A 13,816-nucleotide genomic window follows, 5' to 3' on the forward strand; every position below is an offset into this window, starting at 1 on the left:
AAGGCTAACAGCTAAATCAAATATTAATCGGTCTCCGCTGCATTAGCTAACAGCTAACAGCTAAAGGCTAACAGCTAAATCATAAAATATGAGTACTCCACAGAATTCAGCATATGAGAGCAACCCATCAGAAGTAAAGCAAATGGATACTGCATCGCAGCGAATGGAAAATAAAACACATCACATTAGCACGCCGTACGATTCAAGATACGCGAGCAGTCCGGCAGAAGTAAAGCAAATGGATACTGCGCAACTGAGACGTGCTTTTTTAATAGAAAACATTTTTGCGGCGGACCAGGTCACCTGGACGCATACCCACTATGACCGTTATCTTACGGGGGGAGCAATGCCGGTAAAAGGTCCGGTAATACTGACCAGTATTGACCTGCTGAAAGCAGATTATTTCCTGGAAAGAAGAGAGCTGGGAATGATTAATGTTGGAGGAGAGGGCATACTGGAAGTGGATGGAGAAAAATTTGAACTGGCTTATAAGGAGGCGTTGTATATCGGTAAGGGAAAGCAACAGGTCATCTTCCACAGTAAAAACACGCAGCAACCGGCTAAATTTTACCTGAATTCCACGCCGGCACATCACGCCTACCCAACCCGGAAAGTGTCTAAAAACGAGGCGGAAATAGTAACGCTGGGAGCATTGGAAACTTCCAATCACCGTACTATCAATAAACTGCTGGTGAACAGCGTACTGGAAACCTGCCAGCTGCAGATGGGGATGACGGAGCTGAAGCCGGGAAGCGTGTGGAATACGATGCCGGCGCATACGCACGACAGAAGAATGGAGGTATACTTCTATTTTGAGGTGCCTGAAGGACAATCGGTTTGTCATTTTATGGGTCAGCCACAGGAAACCCGCCATGTATGGATGCAAAATGAGCAGGCCATTATATCGCCGCCATGGTCGGTACACTCCGGTGCAGGCACCAGCAACTATACGTTTATCTGGGGCATGGCAGGTGAAAACCTCGACTATGGCGATATGGACCATTGCAAGATCACGGAACTACGTTAATGAACTGATAATAGCTGTTATCATGATGATGAAAAAAATTATCGCAGGAAGCTTGCTGGGCTTGTCTTTCCTGCATGCCGGCCTGCCGCTGCATGCTGCCGGACCGGTTACGGAAAAACATGCTGCCGCTTTCACAGATGCTTATACCGCGCAGGCGGTAAGAGCGCAGATGGAGAAAGTGGCTTCCTGGCAATGGCGGTATATCAATGCCAGGGGCTGGAATCATGCGCCTACCGATTGGACCAACGGCGCTATGTATGCGGGCATGATGTCGCTGACCGCTGTTACGTCGAATTCGTTTTTTACCGACCGCCTGGTACAGGTGGGCAGGGATAACAACTGGAATACAGGACCTGACCGTTTTTTTGCAGATGAATACTGCGTAGGACAATTGTATGCGCAGCTATACAGTTTGTATAAAGAACCCGTGATGATTGATAAATTCCGCAAACTGGCAGACAGCATTGTGGCCGCGCCGCATACGGAATCGCTGGAATGGGTAAATGGTATCCATCACCGTGAATGGGCCTGGTGCGATGCGTTGTTTATGGGGCCGCCGGCGCTGGCCTATTTGTCTACCGCCACCGGCGATCCGCGCTACCTGGAAACCGCGGATAAATTATGGTGGAAAACCACCGACTACCTGTATAATAAACAGGATAGTTTGTACTACCGTGATGGCAGTTATATCGGGAAGAAAGAAAAAAATGGTACTAACGTATACTGGAGTCGTGGTAACGGCTGGGTAATGGGTGGCCTGGTGCGTATGCTGGATAATATGCCGGCAGGATATGCCGGTAAGGCACGGTTCCAGGCGTTGTATAAACAAATGGCTTATCGTATTGCCGCCCTTCAAACCCAGGATGGTACCTGGCACGCCAGCTTGCTGGATCCGGATAATTATCCTGCAAAGGAAACAAGTGGTACCGGTTTTTACGTATATGCGTTGATGTGGGGTATCAACAACGGGTTGTTACCTGAAAAGGAATTTTTACCTGCAGTGCAAAAAGGTTGGGAAGCGCTGGTAGGCTGTGTACAGCCGAACGGTAAGCTGGGCTTTGTGCAGGAAATTGGTGCCGCACCAGGAAAGGCTACTGCCGACGATACAGAAGTGTATGGCGTAGGTGCGTTCCTGTTAGCCGGATCAGAGCTGATAAAATATGATCTGCGCAAAAATGCAACCGGCTCGTTTGTCATCTCCAATAACACTGGTGTAAACAGGGAAGGTGATATCGTGGAAATACCCTATGGTGATTTCACCGCTAAACTCAGCAAGTCAACGCAGAAGAGCTTTAAGGTCATAGATCTGTTAAGTGCGCAGGAAATTCCTTACCAGCTGATATATGAAGGCAGCAAAACACCTAAGAAGATCATCCTGCAGGTATCGGCGCCTGCCGGTGCACGTATTCATGCCGCTGTAACGGAAGGAACGCCGGCGCAGGTAAAAGCTGCTGCTTACGGCCGTTATGTGCCGGAACGTAAAGATGATTATGCCTGGGAAAACGACCGTATGGCTTACCGCATGTATGGCAAGGCGCTGGAACAGGTGCCAAAGGAAATGGCTTTTGGTATTGATGTATGGGCCAAACGTACCAGCGATATGGTGATTGATACCTGGTATAAGCTGGATAACTATCATCACGACAACGGACAGGGGTTAGACTATTACAGTGTGGGTTTAACGCTGGGCGCCGGTGATACTGCGCCTTATGGTGAGGATACTATTTATTTTCCTAAAAATTACCGGCAGTGGAAAAGACTCGATAACGGTCCGCTGCGCACCACTTTCGCATTAACCTACGATACCTGGCAGGCGGGTAGTATACCCGTAAGCGTTACCAAAACGATTTCGCTGGATGCCGGTTCGCAGTTGAATAAGATGCAGGTACAGTACAGCTTTAAAGGCAATGATAATATCCCGGTGGTAACCGGTATTGTGAAGCGTAAGGAACCAGGTACAGTATTGCTGGATGAGAAAACAGGTGTGATGGGCTATTGGGAACCTACTCACGGAGAAGATGGTACCATTGGTGTGGGCTGTGTATTTGCGAGGGAGGTACCCGGTATGAAAACGGACAATGTGCATTTGTTAAGTCCGGGTACAGCCGGTAGCCAGCAACCCTATGTATATTATTTCGGGGCTGCATGGAACAAGGGTGGTAGGATTACTTCCGCCCAGGAATGGTTTAGCTACCTGGAAACATTTGCCCAAAAAGTTAAACAGCCTTTACAGGTGACAATTCAATAATTACAGGGTTTCCGGGTGTCCGCATCCGGAAGCTCGTTAAATACTTTATACAATGGATCTATTTCAGTTAAAAGGGAAAACGGCGGTGGTAACGGGTTGCAAACGTGGCATCGGTAAAGCGATGGCCGTAGCCCTGGCATCAGCGGGAGCTGATATTATTGGTGTTTCCGCCTCCCTGGAACTCAGCGGCAGCGATGTAGAGAAAGAAGTAATGGCGCTGGGGCGCAGTTTCAAGGCCTACCAGTGCGATTTTTCCAGCCGTACCGCCCTGTATGCGTTTATTAAACAACTGGAACAGGACGCACCGGTAGTGGATATCCTGGTTAACAATGCAGGTACCATTCTCCGCAAACCAGCCGCAGAGCATCCGGACGAATACTGGGATGAAGTGATCAATATTAACCTGAACGCTCAATTTATCCTGACCCGCGAAATCGGAAAAGGAATGATTGCACGTGGAGCCGGAAAGGTTATCTTTACAGCATCTCTGCTCACCTTCCAGGGGGGAATCAATGTTCCGGGATATGCTGCCAGTAAAGGAGCCGTAGGATCGCTGGTAAAGGCATTTGCGAATGAATGGGCCTCGAAAGGAGTGAATGTAAATGCGATTGCACCGGGATATATCGCTACCGATAACACAGCGGCCCTGAGAGCGGATCAGCAACGCAGCAGCGCCATACTGGATCGCATTCCGGCTGGCCGCTGGGGAGAACCGGAAGATTTTGCAGGTCCTGCAATATTCCTCGCTTCCAAAGCAGCTGATTATGTACATGGTACTATTCTTACCGTGGATGGTGGCTGGATGGGTAGATAACAGAACATATTACAGCTAATAGCCTCTATACATGAGCAAACGTACTGAAAAAACGATTGTGGATATTGCAGAAGAACTGAAATTGTCAGTATCCACTGTATCACGTGCCCTGAACGATAATCCTAACATCAGCGCACGTACGAAAGATAAGGTGAAGAAGATGGCCCGTAAACTGGGCTATCGCCCTAATGCGTTGGCTGCCGGTTTGCGTAATAATAAAAGCAAAACCATCGGGCTCATAGTACCCCGGATTTCCATGTTCTTCCCTGCAACCATCAGCACCATTATCCAGAATAAACTGCAGGAGCACGGCTATAACCTGATCATCTGCCAGTCGAACGATTCGTACGACCAGGAAGTAACCCTGGTCAACACTTTGTATTCGGCAAGGGTAGATGGCCTGGTAGTATCTACCACCTTATACACCACCGACTTCTCCCATTTCGATGTATTTAAGGATAACAATATTCCGCTGATATTTTTTGACCGGGTACCCAAAGATTATAATGTTAAAGTAATTAAGGGAGATGACTACCTCGGCGGGCATACTGCTACCACGCACCTGCTGGAAAAAGGTTGTAAAGATATTGTGCATATCTCTGGTCCGCTGACGAGTAATTTGTATGTGGAAAGAGTAGCGGGGTATAAAAATGCGCTGCAGGAACATAAACAGGCCTTTAAGAAAAATCGTGTCTTCTATCACGAGCTGACCCGTGAAAATGCTTGGCAAACCTGTGAGAAGATCTTCGCCCAGCAACCTTTTCCGGATGGCATTTTTGCCTCCAACGATACTACTGCGATTACCATCCTGGAGTATTGCCGTAAAATAAATGTACGGGTACCGGAAGACCTGAAAGTAGTAGGGTATTCCAATGATCCGCGCACAGAAATAGTAACGCCACCCGTTACCAGTGTAGACCAGTATCCGGCCATGATGGGTGAAAGAGTGGTGGCCGCCCTGATGGAACTGATCAACACCGCTGCTTCCAGCGTACCACGTTATTCACAGGAAATAATACCTATTCAACTTGTAGCACGCGAGTCTTCCGCCGGTACGGCAAAGACCAGCGCAAAAAAGAAATGATCATATTCTAATCACGTTATTTATGAAAAAGAACCTGTTCTTTACGGTATTGCTATTGCCGGTGATGTTTATGCAATCGTATGCACAATCCGGTAAGGCTGACAAAGCGCTGCTGACCAAAGCTGATGCGGCCCTGCAATTCGCCGCCCGTCAGTATAAACTGATGATGAAACATGTACCGGACAGCCTCTTGCCACGTACCACCGATACAAAGGATGGCAGCCTGATGACCTCCAACTCCGGTTGGTGGACCTCCGGCTTTTATCCCGGTACCAACTGGTACCTGTTCGAATACACCAAAGATCCTGCCTTTAAAGCAGAGGCGCTGAAGCGCATGGCATTGGTACAGAAAGAACAGTTCAACACCCGCACCCATGATCTTGGATTTATGATGTATTGTCCCTTTGGCAACGCATTGCGCATCACCAAAGATCCTGCCTATAAAGCTATTTTGCTGACCAGCGCAAAGTCTTTGTCTACCCGCTTTAATCCTACCATTGGCTGCATTAAATCATGGGATCATGGCAGCTGGAAATTCCCGGTGATCATCGACAACATGATGAACCTGGAATTGCTGAACTGGGCTACCCGTGAAAGCGGCGACAAACAGTTTGCACAAATTGCCCGCACGCATGCCAATACCACTATAAAAAATCATTTCCGTCCGGATTACAGCTCCTACCACGTAGTGGACTATGACCCTGCCACCGGCGCCGTAGCAGACCGTAAAACCCACCAGGGAGCTGCCGACAGCTCTGCCTGGTCGCGTGGCCAGGCCTGGGGATTATATGGTTATACCCTTATGTACCGCGATACAAAAGATAAAGCTTACCTGGATCAGGCCCGTCATATTGCGGAGTTTATCCTCAATAACCCTACTATGCCGGCCGACCTCGTGCCTTATTGGGACTATGATGCACCCGGTATTCCAAATGCGCCGCGTGATGTATCCGCTGCTGCCGTAGCCGCATCCGCGTTGCTGGAACTGAGCCGTTATACCAATAAAACAGAAGGAAAGCGTTACTGGAATGCTGCGGAAACTATGCTGAACAGCTTATGCAGTCCTGCTTACCTGGCAAAGGAAGGAGAGAACAATGATTTTATACTGATGCACAGCGTAGGCTCTCTGCCGCATAAATCAGAGGTGGATGTGCCGCTGACCTATGCCGATTACTATTTTGTGGAGGCATTGCTGCGGTACAAACAATGGGCTAAGTAAGTCAGAAAAAAAATTTCCCATGGACAGAAGATTCTTTATCAAAGCGATTCCCATGGCGGGAGTAGCCGGTACCATCGGTTCAGACAAAGGGCTGTTGAAAGCAATGGCCACAGAAAAACCGGTGCATAACGACAGACAGTATAACGTGGACCTTTTACTACGTATATGCCGCCCCGTTATCAGTAAATTGAGCGAAGGAAAACTGAAGACAGCCATGCCCACTGAAGTGGCGCCTGATTATGCCAAGCCGGTGGATAAAGTAACTTACCTGGAAGCATTTGGCAGAACCCTGGCAGGATTGGCCCCCTGGCTGGAGTTGGGGCCAGACAATACTCCGGAGGGCAACAAGCGTTCGGCCATGCTGGATATAACCCGCAAAGCCATAGCCATGGCGGTAGACCCGGCTTCTCCCGATTATATGAATTTCACCGGCAAATTTGATGCGCAGCCGCTGGTCGATGGCGCCTTCCTGGCACATGGGCTGCTGCGTGCCCCTACACAATTGTGGGGGGCATTATCATCTAAAACACAGCAACAGGTGATAGACGGGTTGATCAGTTTGCGCAGTATCAAAGCATTCACCAATAACTGGGTATTGTTTTCCGCTATCATTGAAGCCATGCTGCTGAAATACGGTGCTGCCTGGGATCGCAAACCGGTGGACCTGGCCGTACAAAAAATAATGGAGTGGTATAAAGGTGACAGTATGTATGGCGATGGCGCTCATTTTCACTACGACTACTATAACTCGTTTGTCATACAACCCATGCTGGTGGATGTGTTAAAAGTAATGGTGGAAAAGAACGAAGAAGGAAAGGAAAACTATGAGCTGGCATTGAAACGTATGCAGCGGTACAGCAGCATATTGGAAAGACAGATATCGCCGGAAGGAACTTTCCCGGTAGTGGGCCGTTCTATGCCTTATCGCAATGCGGCATTCCAGGCGCTGGCACAAATAGCGCTGGAAGATAAACTGCCGCCGGAAATTTCGCCGGCACAGGTTAGATGCGCACTAACGGAAGTGAATAAACGAATTTTTGAAACACCCGGCACTTTTGATAAAGAGGGCTGGCTGCAGATTGGCTTCTGCGGTCATCAGCCGGAAATTGCAGATGTTTATACTTCTACGGGGAGCCTGTATTTATGTACTACCGGTTTCCTGGCATTGGGGCTTCCTGCGCAGCATCCGTTCTGGTCTGCAGCAGCACAACCGTGGACGGCTAAGAAAGCCTGGTCCGGGGCGATGGTAAAGAAGGATCATTCTATCGACTACTAATGCAACATTTCCTTTGCCATTAATATACCCGGTTCGGCAATAATTGTTTTTAATACAGCGGGAGAAGATATATAACTGAATATATTTTCTGCCGCTGTTTTATATGCGGGATAACCGTATCGGGATAACTGCAGCAGCGTTCTGCAGGCATCTATATTCTCGCTGAGCACATTGTCCGGGGGCAGGTATTTATTGTTGCTGCTGAAGCTAAAGAGCGCCTTGTTTTTCCCGGTAAAATGCAGCAACATATAATCGGCGCTGTGCACTGCTGCCGCCAATGATGCAGTATCACGCGTGAGCTGATAGTGATGCACCAATGCCTGGCAAAGGTACAACTGATCCGCCAACGCAATACTTCCCGTAAAAGCCCGGTCATGTACATAACCTCCGTCCGGTTGTTTGAATTTTTTGAGGATGCTTTGTAATATTACCCCGGCGGTAGCCAGGTGCCTGTTGTCGTTTGTAGCTTCATACATAGAGAGAAAGGCATCCGCCAATTGTGCATTTTCTTTGGCATAGCAGGTGCTGTCTATCCGCGGAATTCCTTGTTTATAGCGCTCTTCAGCGGATAACGAAAAGTAACCACCTGCATGTTCTCCTGCTCTCAGGTCCGCATCCTGGGAATTATAATACAAGTGTTCGCCGCTATACAGAAAGGTATCCAGATAACTGACAATTTTATTGGCATACAGCAGGGCGCTGCTGTCGTTGGTGGCGCCAAAATATTGCGCATATATTTTTATATATCTTGCCTGTATGCTGAGTATTTTTTCGAAGTGCGGATGATCCCATCCGTTGTCGGTGGAATATTGATATACGCCGCCCCAGGCAGGATCGTTTATTTTGTATGATCCATGGATAGTGAGTGGCAGCCATCGTTTCAGCCGCTGATCTGTTTGGCTGTAACGCAATGCGTAGGCAATGCCGTCGTACTCCAGGAAATGCTGTTGCATATCGTATCCTCCATCTTCCATATCGAGGTATTCAAAGAAATTATTGCGCACAAATGCGGCTGCTGCTGCCGACCATTTACCGGGAACCGTTTTATTGATCACCGGTTTCTTTCGCGGCGGAAGATAACGGTAACCATTATATGTTTTTTCCAGTAGCGGAAGAAAATCCGCCGGACTGAAATACCCGGCCTGCTTCAGGAGTTCTCTTCCATCTTCGTGAAATATAATAGTGGCAGGCCATCCGTAATCCTTATATTTTGCATACAGATCGGGGCGTTTATCCTGGTTGGCCTTTATACAAATGTAATGTTGCGACAGGTAGCTGATAACAGCCGGGTTTTCGTAGGTAGAATCATCCATTACATGGCACCAGTGGCACCAGCTGGCGCCCAGATCCAGCAACACCGGTTTATGCTGCCGGCTGGCCAGGTCAAAAGCCCGTTGATCAAATTCCAGCCATGGAATACTTTGGCTCTTTGCGGTATCAGCGCAGCAAAAAATGAGCAGAAAAAAGAAATACCTGTTTAACACGGGATCATTTTACAGGCATATACGGGGTTGGGCAATTATTGGTTTGCATCACCCAGGCGGGCGGCTGTCATCCCTTTTTAGGCTCCGGAAAAAGCGCCACCGGCCTTTTCCCATCTTCCGTTAACCATTTTTCAAACACCAGTCTTACCGGCTCATAATTTTCGGAGGCAAGAAACTGTTGCATGCGCTGGTTATTAGCCAGCGTGTATCTCACCATTCTTCTTATGCCCTTTTCAACATATATTTTTTCCAGTGCTTCATTCATCTGCCGGTAGATGCCTTGCCTGCGAAATTCTTTTGCCACATAGCCGTCGGATACATACAGTGTATCACCGGTATAATCTTCAATGCGGCTTTCGTCGGGTTCTTCGAGGTAAGCGAAGATGAAACCTGCGGGCGTATTATCCACGTAAGCCAGCAGGCAGGTGCCATCGCAGGTTTCCTGTGTATCGATCACATGCTGCATATAGTTGCTGCTGATACTTTCCCAGCTGGCCGTTTTCGGGAAAAATTCTTTTTCGGAGAGATGCAGCTGCTCCATCATGCTGTTGATCAGTGCGTAATGATCATGAATTCGTATAGGCTTAATTGTTACCATGTTTTAATCCGGTTTAACAGGGCTGCCTGTCCAGTTGGTACCGGATTGCAGTTTCTCTCCTTTCATCACCAGCGACAGTGGGGCGATGTTTACATCATCACCGATTTCGCTGTCGTATAAAATGATAGAACGTGCACCGATACTGCTTCTCTGGCCTATTTTGATAGGGCCTATTTTCATCACACGGTCTTCAAACAGGTGTGTCTGCGGACCGCTGTCTTCGTTCAATACACTATCAGTTCCTATTTCCACCATATCAAATTCGGTGATGTCGGCTGTATTCAGCACTACGCGGCGACCGGTTTTTACGCCGAGCAGGCGCAGTAATACAGGCAGCCATGGCGTGCCTTTCAGGTATTCCAGCAGGAATGGAATAGAGAGTGCTTCATAGGTGGAAGTGATGGCTTCGCTGCGCCATACTTTGGAAGTCCACATGGGGCTTTGCAGCGGTTTATAAACGCCGGTGAGTATCCATTTCAGCATTACCGTAAACAGGAAAGCCGGCAATCCGAGGAAGAACAGGTAATAGAACGGAAACTGCAGCAATATTACCCACCACGGTTTATCTGTTACCAGGTCGTGTGCATAGGCAATGAACAGGATACTGCAGCATATTACTACTGTTTCCGGGATGAGTATCCGGATAAATTCCACAGTGGCCCTGGCCAGTTTGCGCTGTGGCGATGGGTTGGTAGTAAGTTCCGGTGGAAAAAAGTGACTTTCCTGGCGACGGGGCAGCGCAATGGCCGGTGAGCCAAACCAGTCGCGGGCGGTGCTGCCGGCTAGTTGTTCTTTGGAAGGAGGTGTGGACAATACGCCTATAAGCATATTTTCCGGCAGTTCGTACCCCTGCGGTATCAGGGCGCTGTTGCCTACAAAACTGGTATTGTGAATAATTGTTTTTTCGAGAATCAGTTGTTGTCCGCGTACATCTGATTCGCCAAGTGTTACGGCATCGGCAATAAAGGCGCCGTCACCGATTTCCAGCAAAGGGTGGGTAACGCTGCTGGCGGTGGAAACTTCTGTATTGCGGCCGATTTTTGCACCCAATGCGCGGAAGAGGGAAGAGATATACACCGTAGCAAAAATGGGATGTATAACGATCAGTGATAACGACATCAGCTGATCTGCAAACCATTTACGTGCATAGAAAATGCTGTAAATAGGATAGGTGCCGGGTTTAATGCCCCATTGCAGCAAGCGTGTCAACAGTACGGTTTGCCCGGTAAATAAAAGTATATAGGTAAGCGCCAGTGCCGGGGTAATCACCATGTAGTTGAAGTTATAATCCGGCGCGGCATTATCCATCTGGTTCAGGATGATGATGGTGGGCAGTAATGGCAGCAATACTGTAAATGGAAATACCAGCAGGAACAGGGAAAAGATGACGCTGTATTTTCTGCGGGTAGCTGTTGATACGGGTAGTGGTTGTGGTAAGTCGCTGATGGATTTGGTTACTTTTAATTCAGCCGGACTTCCCTGCCATACTTCACCGGTTTTAACGGTGCTGTTGGGAGGTAAAAAGCTGAGGTCCTGTAATTCGCTCCAGGGTTCTATCACGGTATCGCCGCCAATGATGGCGCTGCTGCCGACATAGGCATGATCGCCCAGGTGAACGGTCCGGAGTTTCAGCAGGCCGTCTTCCACAAAGGCGTTGTTGATAACAGCCTGTGAACTGATGCTGACATCGGAGCCGATGGTTACCAGGTCTTCCGCACCAATGGTAACGGCGCCCAGTTGCGCATCCGGCGCTATTTTTACGCCCAGCATACGAAGGTAGGCGGGGTATAAAGGAGTGCCGTTGAGGAACTGGGAGGGCATGAGGCGCTGAATGGTTTTTACAAGCCACCAGCGGAAATAGTAGGTGCCCCATACCGGGTAATCGCCGGCTTTCATTTTACCGATCACCAGCCATTTGGTGCTGATGATCAGCGCTGAAAACAGTGGCGGCAGCAGGCAGAACATCACCAGGGCGGTAACGATGGCGTATCCCAGGTGGCTGGTATCCTGTTCCACGTAGTAGTAGCCCAGGTATGGGAGGAATATCTGCATAGCAAATAATCCGAAGATGATAAGTATGGCGATGGTTTGGGCTATCCAGCAACAAAGGTGACGCCACCAGGGAACTTTATTAAATACCCGTTTGGTATGCTGACCGGCCTGTGGTTGGGCGGCCCATACATTTACCAGTTCCTGTAAGGGGCGGTGAATATAGATATCTTTGAGAGATGCCTGTGGTACATTGGCCTCGCGGCGCAGTCGTGATACGAAGGCAGCTGCCAACAGGGAATGGCCTCCGAGGTCGGTAAAGAAATCCTGTTGCAGATCGATGCTGCGGTCCGGGAATACCTTTGCCAGTATCAGCAGGAGCTTATCTTGCAGCGGGGCGTCCGGATCAATGGCTTCGTGGGTGGTTACCTGTGTAAAGGCAGCCGGTACCGGCAATGCTTTGCGGTTTATTTTGCCGCTGGGCAGCCGGGGCATATCGTCCAGTACCTGGATGATGCCGGGCACCATATAGGGAGGCAATACTTTCGCGAGTGTAGCTCTGAGCTGCGATTCATCAAACGGTTGATCATCTTCCCTGACAATATATCCTACCAGCTGATCCTGGTCGTTGCTATCTTTTTTTACTGCTACGGCAGCAGCGGCTACCCCGTTGATATTGTGCAGCTGATTTTCTATTTCCCCCAGTTCTATCCGGTAGCCGCGCAGTTTGATCTGGTCGTCCAGGCGGCCCTGGAAATCGATGCTGCCATCCGGTAAGATGATGGCGGCATCGCCGGTGCGGTATAAGCGGTCACCGGGCAGTTCGGTCATAGAAAGAGGTTTATCCACAAATTTTTCGCGGGTCAGTTCGGGGCGGTCTATGTAACCGGCGCCTACGCCGGGACCTGAAATCACCAGTTCGCCCCGTTCGCCCACGGGTAATATATCCAGCTTTTCATCTACCACTGCCATGTTGTAATTGGGTAACGGTTGGCCGATAGTGATATAGTCGCCGGGTTTTAATGCAGCGAAAGTAGCGCTGACGGTTGTTTCCGTAGGGCCGTAGCTGTTATAGAAATGGCGGGGCGGCGCTGCCCATCGGGCCAGTACCTGCGGTGTGCAGGCTTCCCCGCCGGCATTGATCAACCGGAGAGTAGGGATGTTATCATCCATAATGGCGAGCAGGCTGGGTACTGCGTGCAATACGGTGATTTTTTCACGGCGTAATACATCGCCCAGTTCATCGATGGCTTTGGCGGTAGTGGCATCAGCTACCCACAGGGTAGCGCCCACGAAGTAACTGAGCCAGGTTTCTTCGCACCACATGTCAAACGATACGGAGAATCCCTGGTATACTTTATCGGTGGAGCGTATATTTAAAACGGTTTGTTCTGCCCTGATAAGATGGCAGATCTGCCGGTGGCTGATAGGAATGCCTTTGGGTTTGCCGGTGCTGCCGGAAGTATACAGTACATAGGCGAAATTTTCCGGGCGGGGGCCGGCGCTTAGCTGAAATGTTTCGGTGCTGTCGGGTACCGGTGGTACGGCTAGTACCGCGGCTTCCATTTGGAGGGGTTGTTCACTGAAACAGGCGGCGGCCTTTACTTCTGTAAGCACGCCTTCTACGCGTTCTGCCGGCATTTCCCGGTCCAGCGGCACATAGGCTGCCCCGGCTTTGATGATGCCAAGTATGGCCACATGCAGTTCCAGTCCGCGGGGCCACCATACCCCCACTACGCTGCCGGGGCCTATTCCTTTTGATTGAAGAAAAGCGGCGACCGCATCACTCCAGTGATCCAGCTGTTTATAGGTGAGTGTTTGTTGTTGAAATACCAACGCGGTATGATGCGCATGCTCCTGCGCTGTCTTTGAAAAAATATCTGCCAGGGTTTCATCATGGAGCAGGTCTGGCTGCTGGGGCCCCTTAACTATACTATAAACATTCATAAGTTCGCGTTCCCGTAGGTTCAAGGTGTTTGGTATGGTAAAGTTACTGGTAAGAATCGGAGTAGCGCCTTATAATACGCTTAAAAATAATAGGTTCTTTGGGAAAATTAGCGTATAATCAGGTAAGATG

At 49.2% G+C, this 13,816-nt stretch carries 9 protein-coding genes; 6 read left to right on the plus strand and 3 right to left on the minus strand.

Features of this window, described 5'->3' with window-relative positions; translation table 11 throughout:
• The first annotated feature begins 88 nt into the window (after window positions 1-88).
• The 6 genes from kduI to KE626_RS33830 are packed head-to-tail and all read left to right on the plus strand — an operon-like array spanning window position 89 to window position 7,668.
• Window positions 89-1,027 carry a 5-dehydro-4-deoxy-D-glucuronate isomerase gene (kduI, locus tag KE626_RS33805; protein WP_249207894.1) on the plus strand — a complete coding sequence of 313 codons (939 nt, stop codon included), beginning with the start codon at window positions 89-91 and terminating at the stop codon, window positions 1,025-1,027.
• Complete coding sequence (locus KE626_RS33810; protein WP_211977511.1) at window positions 987-3,275, plus strand: BT3233 family polysaccharide utilization protein; 2,289 nt, start codon at window positions 987-989, stop codon at window positions 3,273-3,275. Before kduI ends, KE626_RS33810 begins: the two co-directional genes overlap by 41 nt.
• A gap of 52 nt (window positions 3,276-3,327) precedes the next feature.
• Window positions 3,328-4,089, plus strand: coding sequence for an SDR family oxidoreductase (locus tag KE626_RS33815; protein WP_211977512.1), 762 nt, complete (start codon window positions 3,328-3,330; stop codon window positions 4,087-4,089).
• 31 nt (window positions 4,090-4,120) lie between these two features.
• Complete coding sequence (locus KE626_RS33820; protein ID WP_211977513.1) at window positions 4,121-5,173, plus strand: LacI family DNA-binding transcriptional regulator; 1,053 nt, start codon at window positions 4,121-4,123, stop codon at window positions 5,171-5,173.
• 22 nt (window positions 5,174-5,195) lie between these two features.
• Entirely contained in the window at window positions 5,196-6,392 is a 1,197-nt protein-coding gene (locus tag KE626_RS33825) for a glycoside hydrolase family 88 protein (RefSeq protein ID WP_211977514.1), read from the plus strand.
• A gap of 19 nt (window positions 6,393-6,411) precedes the next feature.
• On the plus strand, window positions 6,412-7,668 hold the full coding sequence (locus tag KE626_RS33830) for a DUF2264 domain-containing protein (protein ID WP_211977515.1): 1,257 nt from the start codon (window positions 6,412-6,414) through the stop codon (window positions 7,666-7,668).
• Here KE626_RS33830 and KE626_RS33835 read toward each other — a convergent pair.
• The 3 genes from KE626_RS33835 to KE626_RS33845 form a co-directional block, all read right to left on the minus strand.
• Complete coding sequence (locus KE626_RS33835) at window positions 7,665-9,152, minus strand: DUF255 domain-containing protein (RefSeq protein WP_211977516.1); 1,488 nt, start codon at window positions 9,150-9,152, stop codon at window positions 7,665-7,667. The genes KE626_RS33830 and KE626_RS33835 overlap by 4 nt on opposite strands.
• A gap of 67 nt (window positions 9,153-9,219) precedes the next feature.
• A complete protein-coding gene (locus tag KE626_RS33840; protein WP_211977517.1) occupies window positions 9,220-9,750 on the minus strand; it encodes a GNAT family N-acetyltransferase in 531 nt (176 codons plus the stop codon).
• A gap of 3 nt (window positions 9,751-9,753) precedes the next feature.
• Window positions 9,754-13,686, minus strand: a complete 3,933-nt coding sequence (locus tag KE626_RS33845; protein ID WP_211977518.1) for a Pls/PosA family non-ribosomal peptide synthetase — start codon at window positions 13,684-13,686, stop codon at window positions 9,754-9,756.
• Window positions 13,687-13,816 lie beyond the last annotated feature (130 nt).

The sequence above is a fragment of the Chitinophaga hostae genome (assembly GCF_018224885.1).
GTDB classification, from domain to species: Bacteria; Bacteroidota; Bacteroidia; order Chitinophagales; family Chitinophagaceae; genus Chitinophaga; species Chitinophaga hostae.

Coding starts and splice junctions, on each gene's coding strand:
- KE626_RS33820 (WP_211977513.1), top strand. CDS start 4,121: ATGAGCAAACGTACTGAAAAAACGATTGTGGATATTGCAGAAGAACTG.
- KE626_RS33830 (WP_211977515.1), top strand. CDS start 6,412: ATGGACAGAAGATTCTTTATCAAAGCGATTCCCATGGCGGGAGTAGCC.
- KE626_RS33815 (WP_211977512.1), top strand. CDS start 3,328: ATGGATCTATTTCAGTTAAAAGGGAAAACGGCGGTGGTAACGGGTTGC.
- kduI (WP_249207894.1), top strand. CDS start 89: ATGAGTACTCCACAGAATTCAGCATATGAGAGCAACCCATCAGAAGTA.
- KE626_RS33810 (WP_211977511.1), top strand. CDS start 987: ATGGCGATATGGACCATTGCAAGATCACGGAACTACGTTAATGAACTG.
- KE626_RS33840 (WP_211977517.1), bottom strand. CDS start 9,750: ATGGTAACAATTAAGCCTATACGAATTCATGATCATTACGCACTGATC.
- KE626_RS33825 (WP_211977514.1), top strand. CDS start 5,196: ATGAAAAAGAACCTGTTCTTTACGGTATTGCTATTGCCGGTGATGTTT.
- KE626_RS33845 (WP_211977518.1), bottom strand. CDS start 13,686: ATGAATGTTTATAGTATAGTTAAGGGGCCCCAGCAGCCAGACCTGCTC.